This is a genomic window from Polaromonas sp. AET17H-212 (assembly GCF_002379085.1).
Classification (GTDB): Bacteria; Pseudomonadota; Gammaproteobacteria; order Burkholderiales; family Burkholderiaceae_C; genus Polaromonas.
This window is the reverse complement of record NZ_NBZW01000030.1, coordinates 32,028-51,922: the sequence shown is the minus strand read 5'-3', so window position 1 is coordinate 51,922 and position 19,895 is coordinate 32,028. Positions and strand designations below refer to the sequence as shown.

Sequence of the window (19,895 nt, the reverse complement as noted above, 5' to 3'; positions counted from 1 at the left end):
GGTCGTAACCTTTGGCTTCGCCGCCGAACTTGGCTGCGAGCACGGTCGTGATCGCTGCCGTCAGGGTGGTCTTGCCATGGTCAACGTGCCCAATCGTGCCGACGTTGACGTGCGGTTTGGTCCGCTCAAATTTGCCTTTTGCCATTTTTAACTCCAGATAAAGAACACGCCCGTGTATGGTTTAACGTTTGCACTGTGTTGCTTGTTCCATCACCACGGGCAGTGAGGGGCACACAATCGCAGACAGGAAAAAAGAAGGTGCCGGCCCCTGCGGGACCGACATCGGTTTTACTTACTTGGCGCGTGCAGCCATGATGGCTTCGGACACATTGCGCGGCGCTTCGGAGTAGTGCTTGAACTCCATGGTGTAGGTGGCACGGCCCTGCGACATCGAACGCAGCGTGGTCGAGTAACCGAACATCTCGGACAGCGGCACTTCGGCCTTGATGGCCTTGCCGCCACCGACCATGTCTTCCATGCCCTGCACCATGCCGCGGCGTGAGGACAGATCGCCCATCACGTTGCCGGCGTAGTCTTCAGGCGTTTCCACCTCGACGGCCATCATCGGCTCCAGAATCACCGGGCCGGCCTTGCGGCAGCCTTCCTTGAAGCCGAAGATCGCAGCCATCTTGAACGCCATTTCGTTCGAGTCCACGTCGTGGTACGAACCGAAGTGCAGCGTGACCTTGACGTCCACCACCGGGTAACCGGCCAGCACGCCCGAAGTCACGGCTTCGTGAATGCCTTTTTCCACCGCAGGGATGTATTCGCGAGGAACCACACCGCCCTTGATGGCGTCGATGAACTCGATGCCCTTGCCCATTTCATTGGGTTCGATCTTGAGCACCACGTGGCCGTACTGGCCCTTGCCGCCCGACTGGCGCACGAACTTGCCTTCGGCATCTTCGATGGTCTTGCGGATGGTCTCGCGATAAGCCACCTGGGGCTTGCCGACGTTAGCTTCCACGCCAAACTCGCGCTTCATGCGGTCCACAATGATTTCCAGATGCAACTCGCCCATGCCGGCGATCAGGGTCTGGCCGGACTCTTCGTCGGTCTTGACGCGGAAAGACGGATCTTCCTGGGCCAGACGCTGCAGGGCGATGCCCATTTTTTCCTGGTCGGCCTTGGTCTTGGGTTCGACGGCCTGCGTGATCACAGGCTCGGGGAACACCATGCGCTCGAGCATGACGATGGCATCCGGATCGCACAGGGTTTCGCCCGTGGTCACGTCTTTCAGGCCCACGCAGGCAGCGATGTCGCCGGCGCGGATTTCGCTGACTTCTTCGCGGTTGTTGGCGTGCATCTGCACGATACGGCCGATACGCTCTTTCTTGCCCTTGATCGGGTTGTAGACGCTGTCGCCCTTTTTCAGCACGCCGGAATACACCCGCACGAAAGTGAGCTGGCCCACAAACGGGTCGGTCATCAGCTTGAATGCCAGCGCGGAGAATTTCTCTTCGTCGTCGGCACGGCGGGTCACGGGCGCTTCGTCTTCATCCATGCCCTTGACAGGCGGGATGTCGATCGGCGACGGCATGAACTCGATCACGGCGTCCAGCATGCGCTGCACACCCTTGTTCTTGAATGCGGAGCCGCAGTACATCGGCTGGATCTCGCTGGCGATGGTACGCGTGCGGATGCCCAGCTTGATTTCGTCTTCGGTCAAATCACCTTCTTCAAGGTATTTGTTCATGAACTCTTCGGAGGACTCCGCTGCGGCTTCGACCATCTTTTCGCGCCATTCCTTGGCCAGCTCGACGAGCTCGGCGGGAATTTCGCTGTAGGTGAACTTCATGCCCTGTGAGGCCTCATCCCAGATGATGGCCTTCATCTTGATCAGGTCCACCACACCGGTGAAGTTTTCCTCGGCGCCGATGGGGATCACCATGGGCACGGGGCTGGCCTTCAGGCGCAGTTTCATCTGGTCCACGACCTTGAAGAAGTTGGCACCGGTACGGTCCATCTTGTTGACAAAGGCCAGACGCGGCACTTTGTACTTGTTGGCCTGGCGCCAGACGGTTTCGGACTGGGGCTGAACGCCGCCGACGGCGCAGTACACCATGCAGGCGCCATCCAGCACGCGCATGGAACGCTCCACCTCGATGGTGAAGTCCACGTGGCCGGGGGTGTCGATGATGTTGATGCGGTGCTCGGGCAGGGACGTGTCCATGCCTTTCCAGAAGCAGGTGGTTGCAGCGGACGTAATCGTGATGCCACGCTCCTGCTCCTGCTCCATCCAGTCCATGGTGGCGGCACCGTCATGCACTTCACCAATTTTGTGGTTCACACCGGTGTAGAAGAGGATCCGCTCGGTGGTCGTGGTTTTTCCGGCGTCGATGTGCGCGGAAATGCCAATGTTGCGGTAGTTTTGAATGGGGGTAGCGCGGGACATAAATTACTTTCAGTTCGGGGTTACGAACAAAGACTGCTGAAAGACGCCCTGCAATTGGCATCTCTCATGTTTTCTGCGCGTCTGCCAGCTGTGCGTTGTGCGCTCAGCTGGCAGAAATTGGGGTTGAACCGGCCGGCGTCAAGGTGGAGGACACCTGGAGGCCGCTCGGCAACCCGTCAAATCAGCGCAGCAAATACTGCGAACGGAAAATCAGAAGCGGAAGTGGCTGAACGCCTTGTTGGCTTCGGCCATGCGGTGCACTTCATCACGTTTTTTCATGGCACCGCCACGACCTTCCGTGGCTTCCATCAGTTCGTTGGCCAGGCGCAGGGACATGGACTTTTCGCCACGTTTCTTGGCGGCTTCCTTGAGCCAGCGCATGGCCAGGGCCATGCGGCGGACCGGACGCACTTCAACCGGCACCTGGTAGTTGGCACCGCCGACACGGCGGGACTTCACCTCAACCATGGGCTTGATGTTGCCGATGGCCATGTGAAAAGCCTCCAGCGGATCTTTGCCGGGGTTCTTTTTCTCGATCTGCTCGAGGGCGCCATAGACGATACGCTCGGCGACAGCTTTTTTGCCGCCTTGCATGATGACGTTCATGAATTTGGCAAGGTCAACATTGCCAAATTTTGGGTCAGGGAGAATTTCACGTTTAGGGACTTCGCGACGACGTGGCATTTTTTCACCTCTTTGCTTCAGTTGGCACCGCTTTGGGCAGCACCGCGAGAGTTATCAAAACCCTCACTTACTCGACCGGCGCAACAATTTGCACTTGGGTCACTTCGCTTGAACCACCTGCCAGGGCAATTCAAACACCTTGTTTTGAAGACGTCATGACAACTTCTTCGGGCTCGAACCGCAAGGTCCGGGCCGGCCGGTCTTATTTGACCTTCGGCTTCTTCGCACCGTACTTGGAACGCGACTGCTTGCGGTCTTTCACGCCTTGCAGGTCGAGCGAGCCACGGACGATGTGGTAACGCACACCGGGCAAGTCCTTGACACGACCGCCGCGAACCAGCACCACGCTGTGTTCCTGCAGGTTGTGGCCTTCGCCGCCGATGTAGGAAATGATTTCAAACCCGTTGGTCAGGCGCACTTTGGCGACTTTACGCAGAGCGGAGTTTGGCTTCTTGGGCGTCGTGGTGTACACACGGGTGCACACGCCACGGCGCTGGGGGGAGTTCTGCATCGCAGGACTCTTGGACTTGATCTTTTCGACCTCGCGCCCCTGGCGAACTAGCTGATTGATGGTTGGCATTTAAAACGTCCCTAAACGTCTGATTTCTGACTTGACTGAATACGTGACTATTTACGTGAAAACGTGAATCTCCCCGGAAATTCCGGAAAAGCCCTCGAGTGTAGCAGTTTGGGGGGGGCTCTGCAAATTTACCCGGCAGGGATGGCGCCCTACTTGATCCAGAGCCGGACCGAATCCCAGGCGCGGCCCAGGATGCCGGCTTCTTCCACCGTTTCCAGCGCCACCAGCGGGACGTCCACCATGGTCTCGCCACCGCCCACGTTGACCTTGAGCGTCCCGAGGGCCTGACCGCGGGTGAAAGGCGCGACCAGCGGGTCGGGCCGGGCAACCTGGGTCTGGACCTTGGCGGAGCTTCCGGCGGGAACGGCAATCACGATGGCCTCGGGCCGGCCCAGCTTGACGGTGCCGGATTTACCTTTCCACACGGCCGGCGAAACCACCGCCTGGCCGGCATCGAACAGCTTGACCGCCTCAAACGCGGTGTAACCCCAGTTCAGCAGCTTTTGCGACTCGTTGGCACGGGCGCTGTCGCTGGCGGTGCCCAGCACAATGGCCACCAGGCGCCGGCCACCGGGTGCGCCGGCGGCACCCAGGTTCGGAAAGTCGCGCTTGGCCGTGGCAATCATGCAGTAACCGGCCGCGGCGGTGTGGCCGGTTTTCAGGCCATCAACCGTGGGATCGCGAAACAGCAGGGTGTTGCGGTTGGTGTCGTTGGCCGCCGGCGTGCCCGGGTAGCGGTACTTCTTGATGGCCGAAAAGCCCATGTAGTCGGGGAAATCCTGCATCAGGCGCGTCGACAGGATGCTCAGGTCGCGCGCCGTGGTGGTGTGGCCCGGCTCGGTCAGGCCTTCCGGGTTCTTGTAGGCGGTCGATTTCATGCCCAGCGCCTTGGCCTGCTCATTCATGAGCTTCACAAAATTCTCGGCACTGCCGCCCACCCCTTCGGCCAGCGCCATGGTTGCGTCGTTGCCGGACTGGACAACCATGCCCTTGATCAGGTCTTCCACGGGCACCTGCATCTTGGGATCGATGAACATGCGTGAGCCCGGCATTTTCCAGGCGCGCTCGCTGACGCTGAAGGTCTGCTTGAGGGTGATTTTTTTGGACTTGAGCGCGTCAAACACCAGGTACTCGGTCATCAGCTTGGTGAGCGAGGCCGGCTCGATCGGAGCGTCGATGTCCTTGGCGGCCAGGATCTGGTTGGCCGTGACATCGAGCAGCAGGTAGGAGCGGGCAGCCACTTCCGGCGGCAGCGGCATCTGCGCTTGCGCTACCGGCAACAGGACCACGGAAGAAAGCAGCACAAGCGATGAAGCCAGGCCACGGAAAGCAGTCAGGAAACGGTGCATGGGGAAATAAGACCTGAAATATGGAAGAGAAGAAAAAGAAGAGGTGGGAAGCCCGGCTCCGGCCCGAAAACGGTCAGCCCAGGTGGCGGACCACCAGATTTTTCAGAAGCGGCAATTGTCCATGAAAGAAGTGCCCGCCCCCGGGGACAACCGTAACAGGCAGTACCTGCGGCCGTGCCCAGTCCAGCACCGCCTGCAGCGGCACCGTGTCGTCCTGCTCGCCGTGGATCACCAGCGTCTGCGCGTGGGCCGCCGCCGGGATGGTCGCCACCGCAAAGCGACTGGCGGCGGTGCCGACCAGCACCAGCTTGTCGATCGGGCGGGCGGCCTGCAAGCGTTCAAAGACGTGTGAAGTCACGAACGCGCCAAAGGAGAACCCGGCCAGGGCCAGCGCCCCGGCGGGCGCCAGCTGCTGCACCACCGCGAGCATGTCGTCAATCTCGCCGCGACCCTCGTCGTACGTCCCTTCACTGGCGCCAACGCCGCGGAAATTGAAACGCACGGCGGTCCAGCCGGCTTGGGTGAAGGCACGCGCCAGGGTCTGCACCACCTTGTTGTCCATGGTGCCGCCGAACAGTGGATGCGGGTGCGCAATCACGGCGACACCACGCGACGGGCCGGCGGGCGCGTCCAGCGCGGCTTCAATCGCGCCGGCCGGGCCGGCCACCGTACTTTTCTGGGTTTGAGCGTTCATGGGGACAACTTCGAGGGGTTCAATTCGCTACGAAAACAGTAGCTGCCGGTGACCGCTCCATCAGGGCCAAAGCCATAAAACACGCATGACTTTCGCCGACGGGCAGTCTGCAGGTCCATCAGCGCCCCAGATGGGCGGGTATGCGCAGGCGCTCGACCACTTTGCCGTTTTTCAGGTGCGACTCGACGATTTCGTCGATGTCCTGCGCATCCACATAGCTGTACCAGACCGCCTCGGGATAGACCACGGCCACCGGCCCGGCCGCGCAGCGGTCCAGGCAGCCGGCCTTGTTGACACGCACCTTGCCCGGGCCAGCCAGGCCAGCCGCCTTGACCTGCGCCTTGCAGCGGTCAAACCCTTCCTGGGCCTGGTGGTTGGCGCAGCTGTCTTCACCGCTGGCGCGCTGGTTCAGGCAGAAAAAGATGTGCCGCTCGTAATAGGAGGCGGGGGGTGCGCTGGAGGAAGTCATGCCTGGATTTTACTTTCGCTGGCGTCGGCGACCCGGCGGCTGGACAAACGCACCAGCACATACAGCACGGCCGCATAGGGCCAGAGCCAGCCCAGCCACTGCGCCAGGCCGTTGAAACGGACGAACCGCCCCTGCTCCCAGATCTGCAGGGTCTCGGCAAAATAAGGCCCGACCGGCGCCTGGTTGAGCAGGGACAAATGAATGCTCAGCGCCAGCAGCAGCAGCGCGGCGACGGCCCGACGCGGCACCGGCAGCAGCAGCACGGCCAGCACACCCCCCATGATCATGCCGACGCGCACCGGCAGGTCCAGCCAGGCCCAGGCATGGTCCGGGCCGTAGCTGAGCGCGGCGGACAGGGCAGTCAGCGCGATGCCGGCCGCCAGCGTGAGCATCAGGAAAACAGCGCGTTGCAGCCAGGTGCGGATCACGCAGTAGCCGAGCAGGCAGGGAATCAGCGCGCCCAGCGCCACACAGATCACTTCGGCGCCGGGGACCAGCGGCTGCAGTTCGATGTCGCGCACCGGCAGCCACTCGAGAAACGGCGTGTCGGCCAGCACGTCGGCGAGCGCGTATTCCAGCCGCTCCAGCACCTGCCCCAGCCCCAGCGGCACCGAGGCCGGAAACAGCAGCGCGACCGGCCACAGGGCCAGCAGCACCAGCGCGCCGCGGGCGTCGCGGACAAACCAGCGCGCCCGAAAGCGGCTCCAGCGGTCCATCGCACCGGCCCGCTCCAGCAGCCAGGCGCTGCAGGCGCCCAGCCAGGCGCCGGCCGTGTTCAGGGCAAAGTCGACGTTGGAGGGAATACGCGCGGGCAGGTAACTTTGCAGGGACTCCATCACCAGCGACAGGGCGCCCGCGCCGAGCACGGCCACACTGACCGCCCAGCGTGTACGGCCGCTGCGCAGCGCCGCCAGAGCCAGCAGAAAACCCAGCGGTGCATAACCGGCCAGGTTGATGCCCACATCAAAACCGGTCCAGTAGCGTGGCAAGGGCGCCGTCAGAAAGGTCAGCGGCGAGATGCCCTGGTTGCGCCACTCGGAAAAGGGGTAAAGGCTGGCGTAAACAATCAGGCAGACCGTGGCCAGTGCCAGCGGCCACGAAGCGGTGGGCTCACCGGAAGTTGGCTCACCCCTGTCGTTCCCACTGCGCTGCGCTTCGTGTCGTGCCTTTTCCCCTTCCAGGGGACGATGCATCGCGCCCGGCAAGGCCGGTTCGCTCGCGTCTGCTGGTGGGGTCGAGGGCTTCACGCGGTGTCGTCCTGTGTACTAGAACGGCTTGACCACAACAAGGATCACGGCGGCCAGCAACAGCAGCACCGGCACTTCATTGAACCAGCGCCACCACACGTGGCTGCGGGTGTTGCGCCGGGCCACAAAGGTCGACAACATGCGGCTGCAGGCATGGTGGTAACCGAGGGCCAGGGCCACGATGACGAGCTTGGCGTGCATCCAGCCATTGCCGGGGCCGCGCCCTATGCCGTAACCCAGCCACAGCCACAGACCGAAAGCCAGCGCGGGCACGGCCAGGATCGTGGTGAAACGCAGCAGCTTGCGTGCCATCAGGATCAGGCGCTCATGCTCGGCCAGACTTTCCGGCGGCACCATCGCCAGGTTGACAAAAATGCGCGGCAGGTAAAACAGGCCCGCAAACCAGCTGGCAACAAAAACGATGTGGAGTGACTTGACCCAGAGCATCAGCGTAGTTTAGTGCGCGCTCAAAAACGGTCTCACGGCAAAAAAAAATGCCCGGATGACACTGGGTCAACCGGGCCTGGAAGCCTTGTCTGCTGTGACACTTGAAGGCGCCCGCTCAGGGAGGAAAAGCGGGATGCTGCCACCAAAAAGGTGACAACACGCCGCATTCTAACCACGCATGCAAGGCGATGACAAGCAAAGTGAAAGATAGTTTCACTGGCTATGTGCGGCAGCGCACAGATGGCCGGCGCCGGTGATGAATTTCTGGCCTTGACAAAGCTTTGGCACAATTTGGTCATGACCCTCCACGCCTCCAACTTCGCCCCCTACCCGCTCGGCCGCCCGCGCCGCCTGCGCCGCGACAGCTTCACGCGCAACCTCGTTCGTGAGAACGCGCTGAGCGCGCACGACCTGATTTACCCGGTGTTTGTCACCGAAGGCACGCAGCGCCGTGAACCGGTGGCCTCCATGCCCGGCGTGGAAAGGCTCAGCCTGGATTTGCTGCTGCCGGTGGCCGAAGAGTGTGTGCAACTCGGCATCCCGGTGATGGCGCTGTTTCCGGTGATCGACGGCTCGCTCAAGACGTACGACGGCAAGGAAGCGTTGAACCCGGACGGCCTGGTGCCGCGTGTGGTGCGCGAACTGAAAAAGCGTTTCCCGGAGCTCGGCGTGATGACCGACGTGGCGCTCGACCCGTTCACCAGCCACGGCCAGGACGGCCTGCCCGACAAGGACACCGGCTACATCCTGAACGACGAGACGATTGAGCTGCTGGTCGGGCAGGCGCTGGCCCAGGCCGAGGCCGGCGTGGACATCGTTGCGCCCAGCGACATGATGGACGGCCGCATTGGCGCGATCCGCCAGGCACTCGAAGCGCGCAAGCTGATCCACACCCGCATCATGGCCTACAGCGCCAAATACGCGAGCGCGTTTTACGGCCCCTTCCGCGATGCGGTCGGCTCCTCGGGCAACCTCGGCAAGGCCGACAAAAAGGTCTACCAGATGGACCCGGGCAACAGCGACGAAGCGCTGCGCGAAGTGGCCATGGACATTGCCGAAGGCGCCGACATGGTGATGGTCAAGCCCGGCATGCCTTACCTGGACGTGGTGCGCCGCGTGAAGGACGAGTTCGGCGTGCCCACCTTTGCCTACCAGGTCAGCGGCGAATACGCGATGCTCAAGGCGGCCGCGCAAAACGGCTGGCTGGACCACGACGCGGTCATGATGGAAAGCCTGCTGGCCTTCAAGCGTGCCGGTGCCGACGGCGTGCTCACCTATTTCGCCATCGCGGCAGCGCGTTTGCTACAAAAAACATAGCCTTCTACGAAGGGCTGGCAAGGGCTGCAGTCCAATTTGACCATCAACCGGACAGACACCGTGCAAATTGTTGAATTCACCGCCGACAGCCTGCGCTTTTCGGACACCCTGCCGGCGCAGGCGCCGGCCGACGGTTTTGTCTGGGTGTTCCTGGACCGCGACGAATTCGAGACCCACGAGGCCATGCTGCAGCTGGCGGCGCAGCAACTGGGCGGCTCCGCCCTGCTGGACCTGCACAGCCAGGACCTGCGCAACCCGGCCCACCCTTCGCACTACGACTACACCTCGATCTACGACCTCGTCATCTTCCGGCGGCTGGCCACGCAGGTCGAAACCCGGGCCGAGGTCGAAGACGAGGCCACGGCCGAGGCCTACCACGGCCAGGGTGGCGAGCCGCGCATCAAGCCGCGCGGTGGCCTGCCCGCCTTCAACCGCATCAGCTCCCGGGCGGTGGGTTTTGTGGTGTTCGACCGGCTGCTGATCAGCGTTCACCCGCGCGGCTGCTACACCGCCAAAAGTTTCATCCAGCGCGCGCTGAGCGACGCCAAGTTCAGCGTGGACAGCGTCTCCGCGCGCAGCCGCATCCCGTCCAGCCCGGCCGACCTGGTGCTGCGCATGGTCAACACCATGGTGGACAGCTACCTCGAGGTGCGCAAGGAGCTGACCAAGCAGCTCGAACACTGGCAGGCCGAACTGCTCAAGCCCAATTCGCGTTTTATCAACTGGGGCTCGCTGATGAGTGCACGCAGCCAGCTGCACGTGCTGGAAGACCTGTGCGACGAGCAGCACGACGCGATGCAGGAGTGGCTCGATTCATTGCGCGAGCAGCCGATGTCGTCCTTTGCCGCCGATGAACAGCTGGCGCTGACCCGGCGCGACCAGATGGTGGCGCGGGCGCGCGATGTGATTGAACATATCCAGCGCGTGGTGCACCACGCGCGCCGGCTGGAGCAATCCGCTGAAACCGTGGTGCAGATCCACTTCAGCGCCCAGAGCAACCGCACCAACGACATCATGCGCACGCTGACCGCGCTGACCGCCGTGTTTCTGCCGCTGAACCTGATCACCGGTTTTTTCGGCATGAACTTCGAGTTCATGCCGCTGATTCACCAGACCGGCGGCTTCTGGTGGACCTTCGGCTTCATGGGGCTGCTGGTGGGGGTGGTGGTGTCGGTCTTCTGGCGCAAACGTTACCTGGCCCGAAGCCGGCGTTAGGAACCAGGGACATGGCGACGGTGGTGCGTATCGGTTGCGCCGGCTGGAGCCTTCCAAGGGACAGCTGGCCGCAGTTCCCCGACACCGGCCCCCACCTGCAGCGTTACGCCCAGCGCTTCAACGCGGTGGAAATCAATTCGTCGTTCTACCGGCCGCACCAGCCGGCCACCTACGAACGCTGGGCCGCGGCGGTACCCGCCGGCTTCCGTTTTTCGGTCAAGCTGCCCAAAACCATCACCCACGAAAAACGCCTGCAAGGCTGCGCCCCGCTGCTGCACAGCTTCCTGGCCCAGGCGCGCGGCCTGGGCGACCGGCTCGGCTGCCTGCTGCTGCAACTGCCGCCCAGCCTGGCACTGGACACCCGCGTGGCGTGCGGCTTTCTGCAAACCCTGAGAAAGCAGCACACCGGCCCCATTGCACTCGAGCCCCGCCATGCCAGCTGGTTCGAGCCGCCTGCCGACGCGCTGCTGCGTTCGTTTGAAGTCGCCCGTGTACTCGCCGATCCGGTGATGTTTGAGGCAGGCGCCTGGCCCGGCGGCTGGCCCGGCCTGGTCTACCTGCGTTTGCATGGGTCGCCGCGTATGTATTACTCAGCCTACAGCCAGGCCCTGCTGGACAGGCTGGCTGCGCGGCTTGTCCTGGAAGCGGCGGCGGCTGACAAGGTCTGGTGCATTTTTGACAACACCGCCTCGGGGGCTGCCACGGAAAATGCCCTCTACACCTGCCGCGCAGTACAGGAGCCGGGCACCTGACAGCGGCATTTTTCAACCGCAAGCCCAGGGAGTTGCGATGAATCCAGCCGCCCCAGCAAAACCCGTTCCGTACGGCGACCCCGGGTCCGCCGCAGAACCGACATGTGTCGACGACCTGACGCGCCAGAACGTCCAGGCCATGCAGCGCCTGGAAGAGGCCGCACTCGCCTCGCGCAGCCGTTCTGACCGTATCGCCGGTTTCATTGCCCGCTTTTGCGGCTCCATGCCTTTTGTCGGGGTGCACGTGGCGATATTTTCTGCCTGGCTGCTGGTCAATTCAGTCCCTGCGCTGCCCCACTTCGACCCTTACCCGTTCACCTTCCTCACACTGGTGGTGTCGCTCGAAGCGATTTTCCTGTCGACCTTCATCCTGATCAGCCAGAACCACGAGCTGCGGATCAGCGAACGGCGCAACCAGCTGGACCTGCAGATCAACCTGCTGACGGAACAGGAAAACACCAAGATGCTGCAGATGCTGGAGCGCATCGCCAAAAAAGTCGGTGTGTCGATGGACGACGATCCCGCCGTGCACATCCTGAAAAAGGCGACACATCCGGAAACACTGGTGGCGCAAATCGAGCAGGCGCAGCGCGACGGTTCCCACGCGCCCCAATAGCCGGGCGTTGCAGCCGCTCAGACCCAGGGCTGGGCGATCTGCTCCGTTTCGAAGACCCGCAACACCGCCGGCCGCGCCAGTATGCGCTGCAGGTAGGGCCCAAGATGCGGACGCGTGCGCGCGGCGGGCGACTGGAAGTTGCGCGTCCAACGGCACAACGTGAACACATAGGGGTCCAGCGCGCTGTACTGCTCAGCGGCAAACCAGGGACCGCCGTGGCGTGCCAGTTCGGCGTCCAGCTGGTCGAGCAGGCCGCCGACTTTTGCTTCGGCCTGCGCCTTGACTTCCGCCGCGCCGGCGGCATTGCCGGGCGCCACCGAACGCTCCGGATAGAAGTAGGTGATCAGCGTGGCCTGCAGGGTGTTGGTCAGCCACATCAGCCATTTGTAGAAGTGCGCGCGCCCTGCCGTGCCCAGGGGCGGCACCAGCCTCGCGTCGGGATGCATGTCGCTCAGGTGCAGGCAGATCGCCGCGGTTTCATACAGCACCAGGTCGCCATCGACCAGCACCGGAATGAGGCCGTTCGGGTTGAGCTTGAGGTAGGCCGGCGCCTTGTGCGCGTTTTGCAGCCGGTCCACCAGCACGCGCTGGTAAGGCACGCCGATTTCTTCAAGCACGATGTGCGGCACCATGGCCGCGGTGCTGGGGTAGTAGTGGAGCTGCTTCATAGCCCCCACGCTCGCTCACTGCGTGTAGCTCGCTGCCCCCCGAGGGGGCGCTGCGCCTGCGGACCGGCAAAGCCGGCTCCGCGGCCCCGGCTGGGCTGGCAGCACGTCTGGCGGAAAATTGCGATGGTGGGGAGAGTTCTCTTCATTTCACGCCAAACAGAGTCGCGCCATTGTCCCAGGCGATTTTCCGCGCCACGTCGGGCGGCAAATCGCCGAGCCAGCTGCGGTAACCCTTCATGAGTTCGTCGTAGTACTGCCAGCGCTGGTTGACCCAGGTGTCCGAGCCGATCATGAATCGGCCCGGGTATTTGAGCAGCAAGGCGCGCCACTCGGGGCACAGCTTGCCGGCGTCGCAGGTCAGGCCGGGCCGGTAGGACAGCTCGCCCATCAGCGTCGGGTAGCGGGCCAGCAGCGCCTCCACCCGCGCCACAGGGGCGCCGCTGATGCCGGTGTGCGCCCAGATCAGCCGGGCGTTGGGTGCATGCGCCATCAGCAGGTCGATCGCCACATCGTCCACATGCGAGAGCACCGCGAGTTTGTTTTTCTCGGCGAACTGCATCAGCTTTTTCGCGACCGGTCCGTTGGCGTTGGCGCTGTCGTACAGATGGAATTCGCCAATGCCCTTGTAGGGCCCGGCCTGGGCGCCGCTGACGCCGCGCGCAAACTCGGCCTGCACCATCTCGTAAATCGTCTCGTCGCGAAACCAGTTGTCGTAGTCGGCGCGGTTGCGGTACAGACGGATGAAAGGCACCACGGTCACACCGGCGCGCGCCGTCTGCTCCGAGGCCGCCAGCGCCTTGGTGCCGTCGTTGGGCCGCGAGTTGGCGACGATGGCCTTGACGCCGTTGCGCTGCATGCGCGCCAGCACATCGGCGGGACCATGGGGGCCGACGCTGCCGTTCCAGGCCTCCTCGTTGTAATGCAGGTGCGCATCGAACAGCGGGCCGCTGTAGTCGGCCGCCTGGGCGGTCGCCGAAAATGCTACCAAAAGCAGAGCCGCTGGTGCCCGCCAGTCAAGGGCCAAAGGCCAAAAGCACCTGAAGCGCGGGCGGCCCATGGTTCAGCCCAGGTGGCCGGCGAAAAATGCCAAGGTGCGCTGCTTCGCCAGGGTGGCCGCCGCCTCGTTGTACGAGCCGCGTTGGTCGCAGTTGAAGCCGTGGTTGGCTTTGTAGACATGCACCTCGACACCGGGCTGGGCTTTTTTGAAAGCTTCGACGGTGTCGAGCGGAATCCAGTGGTCCTGGTCGCCGAAGTGCACCATCACCGGGCAGGCCAGCTGGCGCGCCGGCTCCTCGCCCACCGTCATGCCGCCGCCGTAATAGGGCACGGCCGCCGACAGGCCGGACAGCGTGCAGGCCGCGCGCCAGGTCAGCAGGCCGCCCCAGCAATAACCAACGATGCCGACCTTGCCGCCCGTGCTTTTCGCCGCGTGCTGGATGGCCGCCTGGATGTCCTGCAACACGCCGGGTGCTGGCAGGGCTTCCACTGCGGCCTTGAGCTCCATCCCGGTTTTCATGTTGGCGTCGGTGTAGCCAATGTCCACACCCGGCCGGACACGGTGGAAGGTGGCCGGCGCCACCGCCAGGTAACCGGCCGCCGCGTAACCGTCGGCGACCGAGCGGATGTGCGAATTGACGCCGAAAATTTCCTGCAGCACCACCACGGCGGCTTTCGGCGTGCCGGCCGGCTCGGCCACGTAGGCTGGAAAAACAAAACCGTCGGCGGAAGTGAGGTCGATGAATTTGCCCATGGCGGAAATCTCCTGTTCAGTTGCTGGTTAAGGCTTCAATTTTTCAATTTCAACTTCAATTTACTTGGCGGCAAGTTTTTTCTCAAGCAGCTCCAGCCGGTCCTGGCCCCAGAAAATCTCGCCATCCACGACATAACTGGGTGCGCCAAACACCCCCGCATCGATGGCCTGCTGGGTGCGGGTTTCATACAGCTGCTGGATGGCCGGGCTGTGCGACTGGGCCAGGCGTTCGGCCTCCAGGCCGCATTCCTGCAGGATCTCCGCGAGCATCTGGTCGTCGGCAATGTTGCGCTCTTCCACCCAGACCGCCTTGAAAATCGCGCCGGCCAGCGCCATGGCAGCGGCGCTGCCGTCGGTCTGGTCCACCGCGGTGATCAGCCGCGCGGCGGGGTCACCGCCCACGGGAAAAAATTTGGGCTGGCGGTTGATCGGCAGCTGCAGGTGTTCGCTGAAACGCTGCAGCTCCACCAGCCGGTAGGCCTGGCGCTGCGGCGCACGCTGGCCCAGCGGCAGGCCACCGGAGACCGGAAAAACCTTGCCGAAATCCACCGGCAGCACCCGCACCGCCGCACCGGCTGCGCTGGCGATCTGCGCAAACCGCTGGTGGCCCAGGTAGGTCCAGGGGCTTTGCGGCGTGAAGTAATAGTCGATGGTGGTGCTCAAGGGTGTCTCCAGTGGGGATGCAGTTTTTCCGGCCGCTGCGGCCGATTGAGGTAGATTCGGGTCAACCCGGTTTGTAACCGGGATTGCATTTTTTTGCTGGAGACCGGATTTGTCCAACATTGTTCTGATCACCGGCGGCTCGCGCGGCATAGGCGCCGCCACCGCCCTGCAGGCCGCCCGCGCCGGCTACGCCGTGGCCGTCAACTACACCACCAACTCGCTCGCTGCCGACGAGGTGGTGCGGCAGATCCGCCAGGGCGGCGGCACGGCGATCACGGTGCAGGCCGACGTGGCCGAGGAAAGCCAGGTACTGGCCATGTTTGAAAAGGTCGATGCCAAGCTCGGCCGGCTGACGGCGCTGGTGAACAACGCCGGCGTGGTGGACCAGACCGCGCGGGTGGACGGCATGAGCGTGGCGCGCCTCAAGCGCATGTTCGACATCAACGTGATCGGCACCATGGTCTGCGCGCGTGAAGCGGTCAAACGCATGAGCACGCGTTATGGCGGCGCGGGCGGTGCCATCGTCAATGTCTCCAGCGTGGCCGCACGGCTGGGCGCCCCCGGCCAGTATGTGGACTACGCCGCCGCCAAGGGCGCGGTGGACGTCTTCACCATCGGGCTGGCCAAAGAGGTGGCGGCCGAAGGCATACGCGTCAATGCGGTGCGGCCCGGCATCATTGACACCGACATCCATGCCTCGGGCGGCCTGCCCGACCGCGCGCGCGACCTGGCGCCGCAGGTGCCCATGCAGCGGGCGGGCAGCGCCGACGAAGTGGCGCAAGGCATTGTCTGGCTGCTCGGCAAGGGCTCGAGCTACACCACCGGCGCGCTGCTGGACATTGGTGGAGGCAGGTGACGTGGCCCCCACGCTCGTCACTGCGTGTACGTCGCTGCCCCCCGAGGGGGCGCTGCGCCTGCGGCCCGGCGAAGCCGGTTCCGCGGCCCCGGCTGGTATTTGAATCGCCTTTTGGGAGCAACGATGGACTTTAAACCGCTTGTTACCCTGCTGGCCATCGTCAACCCGCTGGCCATCGTGCCGTTTTTCATTCATTACACGCGGGGATTTTCGACGGAGCAGCGGCGGCGCACCATCGTCATCGCCTCGTTCAGCGCCTTCCTGGTGATCGCCACCAGCGCGCTGCTGGGTTTGCAGATCCTCGAGTTCTTCAGCATCTCGCTGGCCAGCTTCCAGGTCGGTGGCGGCATGCTGCTCCTGATCAGTTCCATGAACATGCTCAACGCGCAGCCGGCCGAGGCCAAGCCAAACACCCATGAGCTCGAAGACGGCGCGGAAAAAGCCGCCATGGGCGCGAGCATTGCCGTGGTGCCGCTGACCATTCCCCTGCTCACCGGCCCAGCCACCATGTCCACGGTGGTGATCTACGCCGAAAAGGCCCAGAACCTTCTCCAGCTCGGCATGCTGGTCGGCTACGGCGTGGTGATCGGCCTGGCCACGGCCGTCTGTTTCGCGCTGGCCCACCCGATTGCGCGCGTGCTCGGCAAGACCGGCATCAACGTGATGACGCGGCTCATGGGTCTGATCCTGGCCGCGCTGGCGATCGAGGTGATGACCGGCGGACTGCTCAAGCTGTTTCCCATCCTCGGCCGCGGCCTGTAGCAAATCCGCCGCCAGCCCATGCGAGGCGGTCGCAGCAAGCTACCTTTTTAATAGCAGGACAGCACTGCCGTCACGCTCAACCGGCTCAGTGACGATGCAGGTGGTGCGCATCGGGCACATGCGGATGGGCGTGCTCCAGCGGCTCGTGGTGGTGCGGGTGGCTGTGCGTCCCCTCGGGCGTCGGCGCGTGGGTGTGGGTGTGGTGGCCATCGGCATGGTCGTGCGCATGTTCATGGTCCATGGCCGTGTGGTTGTGCGCATGGCCGTGGGATTCCATCAGGTGCAGCAACACGCCGCCCAGCATCAACAGCCCGCCAGCGCCCATCCAGGCGCTGACCGAGCGGTCGCCCAGGGCCAGCGCAAACACCGCACCGATGAAAGGCGCGAAGGCGAAAACCGAACCGGTGCGGGCAGCCCCGAAGGCCCGCTGCGCCAGCAGGTAAAAGCGCAGGCTCAGGCCGTAGCCGGTGGCGCCGACCGCCAGCAAGCCGGCGGCCGCCGCCAGCGCGGGCGCCGGTTCGGCAAACGCCAGCGCGAGCAGCGCCGTGACGGTGGCGCCCAGCGCCGCCTTGACCAGCACCACCTGGCCCGGGTCGCGCTCGGCGAGCGCGCGTGACAGGGTGTTGTCCATGCCCCAGGCGGCCGTGGCCACCAGCACGGCGAGCAGGCCGGCCAGTTGGGCGCCGCCGAGGCGGGCCTGGTCCAGCACCAGCACGGCCCCGCCGGCCAGCAACAGCGCCATGGCGACCCAGACGCGTGCACCCAGGGTTTCACGGTAAAGCCGCCAGGCCAGCAGCGCCGTGAACAGCGCCTCCAGGGTCAGCATGAGGGAGGCACTGGCGCCGCTGGTTCGCTGCAGGCCCCAGGCCAGCGCCACCGGCCCGACCACCGCTCCGAAGACCACCACCGCCAGCAAACGCCACCCATCGCTGCGCCGCAGCCGGGCCTCTTGCTGGCGGCCTTTCCTGAGCAGCGCGCCGGCCAGTGCGGCGCCGGCGTACAGCAGGGCGGCCGTGGTCAGCGGCCCCAAGCCCAGGCCCAAGTACTGCACCAGCGGCGTGCTGACACCGAACAGTGTCGCCGCCAGCAGGGCCAGCAGGCCACCGCGCAAGGCCGGTGTGTTCATGCATGCCTCCTCAAGAAATCAATCAAATCAGCCTCCACCCCCACACCGGCGGGCGCACCCAGCTATTTTTTTTGCAGCAACCGGACCAGGCGGTTGCTGGTGTTGCGCAGCCGCTGGGCCAGCAACTGGGTGATCTTGACCATCAGCTTGGCGCCGACGCCGGGGTGCTGGCGGATCAGTTGCCCGATGGCGGCGCGGCTCAGCACCGCGGCCTCCACCGCGTCGATGGCGGTGCAGGTGGCGTAACGCACGTCGCGGTCGAACATCGACATCTCGCCGAGGGCGGCGCCCTCGGTGGTCACGCCGAGGCGGGACCTGTTTTCATGCGCATCCGGGTCGTCGTCGTCCGCCGGGGTGGTTTTGGTCACATCCACGGTACCGCTGAGCAGCAACAGCATCCAGTCGCCAGCATCCCCCTCGGCGATCAGCACCTGCCCGGGCTGCGCGCGGATCAGCAGCATGGCTTCACCGAGCGTGTCGAGTTCCTTCAGGGTGAAGTCTTCCAGCAAGGCCGAGTGCTGCAGCAGCGCCGGGCCGCGGCCGGACATCTTCTGGCAGCTGCCCAGCACTTCCAGCCCGGCCTGCCGCAGCTGGTCTTCCAGGGCAGCGGCCTCCGCGCCCGACGGCGGCGCGGCGGTGTTCAGGGAGTTTGCTGAAGCCATTGCGCGATCTCCTCGATGGCGGCGTCGGTCGCCGCGGTCAGCGCGCGCACACCGCCGGGCGCGTCGGCGCTGGTCGCCGGACGCTGGACCGTGAAGTAGCGCTGGGCCAGCAGTTTTTCGCCGCTCGGCGTGTTCTCCACCAAGGTGGCGTGCAGCCGCACCAGGCCGGTGCTGCTGCCGGGCGACTGGAACAGGTGGCTGAACTCCTCGAGCTGCAGCTGCAGCGTGCGTGGCGTCGCCCCCAGCCCCGCGCTACGGTTCAGGGCCGGCCCCTCCCCGGCGTTGAAGACGGCCCGATCTCGACCCAGCGTCTCGCGCAGGCGCTGGCGCACCAGTTGCGCGGGCGGCATGCTCCAGCGCGCCTGCGAGTAAGGCCGCAATTGCTGCGCATCGGCGTAGGCCAGCCGGTACAGCACCGCCTGGTTGTCGAGTGCGCCGCCGGGCGTCGCGATGTCGCTGAGTGCCAACGGCGGCAGCGGCGCCTGCCGCGTCGCGGGCGGCGTGCTGAGCAGGCCGGGCCCGAAGTCGTAGAGCGCGGCGCGCAGCGGCTTGTCGGGCAGGGCCGAGCAGGCACCGAGTGCCAGTGCCACCAGCAGCATCAAGCCAAATCGGCCTCCAGCCCTTGACTGGCGATCGTTGACAGCTACTGTATTTATAGCGTTGAAAGCGTTTACAGGATTCATGGTTTTCCTCCGGGAGCGGTAAAGCCGGTCTCACCCGGGCCGGGCGTGGGCGGGCCATTGCCGAAAATCAGCGACTGCGGGTTGTCGTCCACCGCGTTGACGGTGCGCCGGAGCTGGCGCATGGCACGGGCGGTTTCCTCGGCCACCTCACCGAGCCGCGGCAGGGTGGCTGCGCTGAAGGTCTCCACCGTGGTCGCGAGGGCGGCACCGCCTTCGGCCAGCTTGTCGAGGGGCCCGCCCTTGGCGTTGAGGCGCTCGGCCGTGGTGCCCACGTCGATGGCGGTTTTGGACACATCGTCGGCCGCGGTCTTGAGCGACTTCATGGTGACGCTGGCCTCCTGGCTCAGCTTGGGCAGCGAAGCCACCACCGGGTCCAGCTTCAGGGCCACCTTGTTGAGGCTGTCGGCCGCCTGGCCGAACTGCTGGACCGCGCTCATCAGCGCCTGCTGGTTGCCGTCGCCCAGCAGCTTGTTGAGTTTGGTGCTGGCCGCCTCGACCTGGTCCATGATCGCCTCGCTTTTGCCGAGCAGCTTGTCGAGCAGCCCCGGCTTGAGCGGGATGCGCGGCGGGTCGTCGTCGTTGGGCACCAGGAGCACGGTCGAGGGGCCGTCGTCTTCGAGCTGGATGAAACCCAGCCCGGTGACGCCCTGGGAGCTCACGGTGGCAAAGGTCGACTGGGTCAGCGGTGTGCCGACATCGACCGAAATGCGCACCAGCACATTGCCCTTGGTCTTGTGGTCAAAACCGATGAACTCGACCTTGCCGACCGGCACGCCGCGAAAGCGCACCTGCGCCTGCGGCTGCAGGCCCGAGAGCGTCTCGCGCGTGGACAGCTCGTACAGGTGGCGCTCGCCGTTGTCGCGTGTCAGCCAGACGGCCAGCAGCGCCAGCAGCGCGGCCACCACCAGCACAAAAGCGCCGGCGGCCATGGCATGGGCTTTGTTTTCCATCTCAATGCTC

The 19,895-nt window shown here is 64.6% G+C and carries 23 protein-coding genes; 6 read left to right on the top strand and 17 right to left on the bottom strand.

Annotation, left to right across the window (positions count from 1 at the left end; translation table 11 throughout):
• From B7G53_RS18925 to B7G53_RS18885, 9 genes are all read right to left on the bottom strand, one after another.
• Window positions 1–145: GTP-binding protein (locus B7G53_RS18925; protein WP_240523322.1), on the bottom strand; the 145-nt coding region annotated here is incomplete at its 3' end.
• 147 nt (window positions 146–292) lie between these two features.
• Window positions 293–2,395, bottom strand: coding sequence for an elongation factor G (fusA, locus tag B7G53_RS18920; RefSeq protein WP_096670586.1), 2,103 nt, complete (start codon window positions 2,393–2,395; stop codon window positions 293–295).
• A gap of 210 nt (window positions 2,396–2,605) precedes the next feature.
• Window positions 2,606–3,079, bottom strand: a complete 474-nt coding sequence (gene rpsG, locus B7G53_RS18915) for a 30S ribosomal protein S7 (RefSeq protein WP_077592325.1) — start codon at window positions 3,077–3,079, stop codon at window positions 2,606–2,608.
• Window positions 3,080–3,281: 202 nt separating this feature from the next.
• Complete coding sequence (gene rpsL / locus B7G53_RS18910; protein WP_096670584.1) at window positions 3,282–3,659, bottom strand: 30S ribosomal protein S12; 378 nt, start codon at window positions 3,657–3,659, stop codon at window positions 3,282–3,284.
• A gap of 149 nt (window positions 3,660–3,808) precedes the next feature.
• Complete coding sequence (locus tag B7G53_RS18905; protein WP_096670582.1) at window positions 3,809–5,008, bottom strand: D-alanyl-D-alanine carboxypeptidase family protein; 1,200 nt, start codon at window positions 5,006–5,008, stop codon at window positions 3,809–3,811.
• Between the two features lie 73 nt (window positions 5,009–5,081).
• Window positions 5,082–5,702, bottom strand: coding sequence for an alpha/beta hydrolase (locus B7G53_RS18900; protein WP_096670580.1), 621 nt, complete (start codon window positions 5,700–5,702; stop codon window positions 5,082–5,084).
• Between the two features lie 118 nt (window positions 5,703–5,820).
• Entirely contained in the window at window positions 5,821–6,171 is a 351-nt protein-coding gene (locus B7G53_RS18895; RefSeq protein ID WP_096670578.1) for a (2Fe-2S) ferredoxin domain-containing protein, read from the bottom strand.
• A complete protein-coding gene (locus tag B7G53_RS18890; protein WP_255250087.1) occupies window positions 6,168–7,418 on the bottom strand; it encodes a VanZ family protein in 1,251 nt (416 codons plus the stop codon). Before B7G53_RS18890 ends, B7G53_RS18895 begins: the two co-directional genes overlap by 4 nt.
• An 18-nt stretch (window positions 7,419–7,436) precedes the next feature.
• Window positions 7,437–7,865, bottom strand: a complete 429-nt coding sequence (locus B7G53_RS18885) for a CopD family protein (RefSeq protein ID WP_096670574.1) — start codon at window positions 7,863–7,865, stop codon at window positions 7,437–7,439.
• Between the two features lie 297 nt (window positions 7,866–8,162).
• On the opposite strand from B7G53_RS18885, the gene hemB reads away from it, so the two are divergent.
• The 4 genes from hemB to B7G53_RS18865 are packed head-to-tail and all read left to right on the top strand — an operon-like array spanning window position 8,163 to window position 11,765.
• Window positions 8,163–9,182, top strand: a complete 1,020-nt coding sequence (gene hemB, locus B7G53_RS18880) for a porphobilinogen synthase (RefSeq protein WP_096670594.1) — start codon at window positions 8,163–8,165, stop codon at window positions 9,180–9,182.
• Window positions 9,183–9,242: 60 nt separating this feature from the next.
• The gene (locus B7G53_RS18875) at window positions 9,243–10,397 is read left to right on the top strand and encodes a magnesium transporter CorA family protein (protein WP_096670592.1); all 1,155 of its coding nucleotides are present in this window, start codon (window positions 9,243–9,245) and stop codon (window positions 10,395–10,397) included.
• Between the two features lie 11 nt (window positions 10,398–10,408).
• The gene (locus B7G53_RS18870) at window positions 10,409–11,149 is read left to right on the top strand and encodes a DUF72 domain-containing protein (protein ID WP_096670572.1); all 741 of its coding nucleotides are present in this window, start codon (window positions 10,409–10,411) and stop codon (window positions 11,147–11,149) included.
• Window positions 11,150–11,186: 37 nt separating this feature from the next.
• Window positions 11,187–11,765, top strand: a complete 579-nt coding sequence (locus B7G53_RS18865) for a DUF1003 domain-containing protein (protein ID WP_096670570.1) — start codon at window positions 11,187–11,189, stop codon at window positions 11,763–11,765.
• Window positions 11,766–11,782: 17 nt separating this feature from the next.
• On the opposite strand, the gene B7G53_RS18860 is transcribed toward B7G53_RS18865, so the two are convergent.
• The 4 genes from B7G53_RS18860 to B7G53_RS18845 form a co-directional block, all read right to left on the bottom strand.
• Entirely contained in the window at window positions 11,783–12,433 is a 651-nt protein-coding gene (locus tag B7G53_RS18860) for a glutathione S-transferase family protein (RefSeq protein ID WP_096670568.1), read from the bottom strand.
• 142 nt (window positions 12,434–12,575) lie between these two features.
• Window positions 12,576–13,490, bottom strand: coding sequence for an amidohydrolase family protein (locus B7G53_RS18855; RefSeq protein ID WP_096670566.1), 915 nt, complete (start codon window positions 13,488–13,490; stop codon window positions 12,576–12,578).
• Window positions 13,491–13,493: 3 nt separating this feature from the next.
• Entirely contained in the window at window positions 13,494–14,183 is a 690-nt protein-coding gene (locus B7G53_RS18850) for a dienelactone hydrolase family protein (RefSeq protein WP_096670564.1), read from the bottom strand.
• Between the two features lie 60 nt (window positions 14,184–14,243).
• The gene (locus B7G53_RS18845; RefSeq protein WP_096670562.1) at window positions 14,244–14,846 is read right to left on the bottom strand and encodes a 2-hydroxychromene-2-carboxylate isomerase; all 603 of its coding nucleotides are present in this window, start codon (window positions 14,844–14,846) and stop codon (window positions 14,244–14,246) included.
• Between the two features lie 109 nt (window positions 14,847–14,955).
• Between B7G53_RS18845 and B7G53_RS18840 the strand changes: the two genes are divergently transcribed.
• Window positions 14,956–15,702: an SDR family oxidoreductase gene (locus B7G53_RS18840; protein ID WP_096670560.1), complete on the top strand. Its 747-nt coding sequence runs from the start codon at window positions 14,956–14,958 to the stop codon at window positions 15,700–15,702.
• Between the two features lie 123 nt (window positions 15,703–15,825).
• Window positions 15,826–16,464 (top strand): MarC family protein, encoded by a 639-nt coding sequence (locus B7G53_RS18835; protein WP_096670558.1) that lies wholly within the window; start codon window positions 15,826–15,828, stop codon window positions 16,462–16,464.
• Between the two features lie 85 nt (window positions 16,465–16,549).
• On the opposite strand, the gene B7G53_RS18830 is transcribed toward B7G53_RS18835, so the two are convergent.
• The 4 genes from B7G53_RS18830 to B7G53_RS18815 all read right to left on the bottom strand — a co-directional run bounded on the left by B7G53_RS18830 (window position 16,550) and on the right by B7G53_RS18815 (window position 19,885).
• The gene (locus B7G53_RS18830) at window positions 16,550–17,590 is read right to left on the bottom strand and encodes a DMT family transporter (protein WP_096670556.1); all 1,041 of its coding nucleotides are present in this window, start codon (window positions 17,588–17,590) and stop codon (window positions 16,550–16,552) included.
• Between the two features lie 62 nt (window positions 17,591–17,652).
• The gene (locus tag B7G53_RS18825; RefSeq protein ID WP_096670554.1) at window positions 17,653–18,252 is read right to left on the bottom strand and encodes a cyclic nucleotide-binding domain-containing protein; all 600 of its coding nucleotides are present in this window, start codon (window positions 18,250–18,252) and stop codon (window positions 17,653–17,655) included.
• Window positions 18,231–18,935 (bottom strand): ABC-type transport auxiliary lipoprotein family protein, encoded by a 705-nt coding sequence (locus B7G53_RS18820; protein ID WP_096670552.1) that lies wholly within the window; start codon window positions 18,933–18,935, stop codon window positions 18,231–18,233. Before B7G53_RS18820 ends, B7G53_RS18825 begins: the two co-directional genes overlap by 22 nt.
• Window positions 18,932–19,885 carry an MlaD family protein gene (locus B7G53_RS18815; protein WP_096670550.1) on the bottom strand — a complete coding sequence of 318 codons (954 nt, stop codon included), beginning with the start codon at window positions 19,883–19,885 and terminating at the stop codon, window positions 18,932–18,934. Before B7G53_RS18815 ends, B7G53_RS18820 begins: the two co-directional genes overlap by 4 nt.
• Window positions 19,886–19,895 lie beyond the last annotated feature (10 nt).

Excerpts from the sequence above, each read along its gene's own strand:
- B7G53_RS18835 (WP_096670558.1), top strand. The coding sequence starts at position 15,826 with ATGGACTTTAAACCGCTTGTTACCCTGCTGGCCATCGTCAACCCGCTG.
- B7G53_RS18850 (WP_096670564.1), bottom strand. The coding sequence starts at position 14,183 with ATGGGCAAATTCATCGACCTCACTTCCGCCGACGGTTTTGTTTTTCCA.
- B7G53_RS18870 (WP_096670572.1), top strand. The coding sequence starts at position 10,409 with ATGGCGACGGTGGTGCGTATCGGTTGCGCCGGCTGGAGCCTTCCAAGG.
- B7G53_RS18815 (WP_096670550.1), bottom strand. The coding sequence starts at position 19,885 with ATGGAAAACAAAGCCCATGCCATGGCCGCCGGCGCTTTTGTGCTGGTG.
- fusA (WP_096670586.1), bottom strand. The coding sequence starts at position 2,395 with ATGTCCCGCGCTACCCCCATTCAAAACTACCGCAACATTGGCATTTCC.
- rpsL (WP_096670584.1), bottom strand. The coding sequence starts at position 3,659 with ATGCCAACCATCAATCAGCTAGTTCGCCAGGGGCGCGAGGTCGAAAAG.
- hemB (WP_096670594.1), top strand. The coding sequence starts at position 8,163 with ATGACCCTCCACGCCTCCAACTTCGCCCCCTACCCGCTCGGCCGCCCG.
- B7G53_RS18855 (WP_096670566.1), bottom strand. The coding sequence starts at position 13,490 with ATGGGCCGCCCGCGCTTCAGGTGCTTTTGGCCTTTGGCCCTTGACTGG.
- B7G53_RS18830 (WP_096670556.1), bottom strand. The coding sequence starts at position 17,590 with ATGAACACACCGGCCTTGCGCGGTGGCCTGCTGGCCCTGCTGGCGGCG.
- B7G53_RS18820 (WP_096670552.1), bottom strand. The coding sequence starts at position 18,935 with ATGAATCCTGTAAACGCTTTCAACGCTATAAATACAGTAGCTGTCAAC.
- B7G53_RS18900 (WP_096670580.1), bottom strand. The coding sequence starts at position 5,702 with ATGAACGCTCAAACCCAGAAAAGTACGGTGGCCGGCCCGGCCGGCGCG.
- B7G53_RS18825 (WP_096670554.1), bottom strand. The coding sequence starts at position 18,252 with ATGGCTTCAGCAAACTCCCTGAACACCGCCGCGCCGCCGTCGGGCGCG.
- B7G53_RS18895 (WP_096670578.1), bottom strand. The coding sequence starts at position 6,171 with ATGACTTCCTCCAGCGCACCCCCCGCCTCCTATTACGAGCGGCACATC.
- B7G53_RS18865 (WP_096670570.1), top strand. The coding sequence starts at position 11,187 with ATGAATCCAGCCGCCCCAGCAAAACCCGTTCCGTACGGCGACCCCGGG.
- B7G53_RS18905 (WP_096670582.1), bottom strand. The coding sequence starts at position 5,008 with ATGCACCGTTTCCTGACTGCTTTCCGTGGCCTGGCTTCATCGCTTGTG.
- B7G53_RS18860 (WP_096670568.1), bottom strand. The coding sequence starts at position 12,433 with ATGAAGCAGCTCCACTACTACCCCAGCACCGCGGCCATGGTGCCGCAC.
- rpsG (WP_077592325.1), bottom strand. The coding sequence starts at position 3,079 with ATGCCACGTCGTCGCGAAGTCCCTAAACGTGAAATTCTCCCTGACCCA.
- B7G53_RS18885 (WP_096670574.1), bottom strand. The coding sequence starts at position 7,865 with ATGCTCTGGGTCAAGTCACTCCACATCGTTTTTGTTGCCAGCTGGTTT.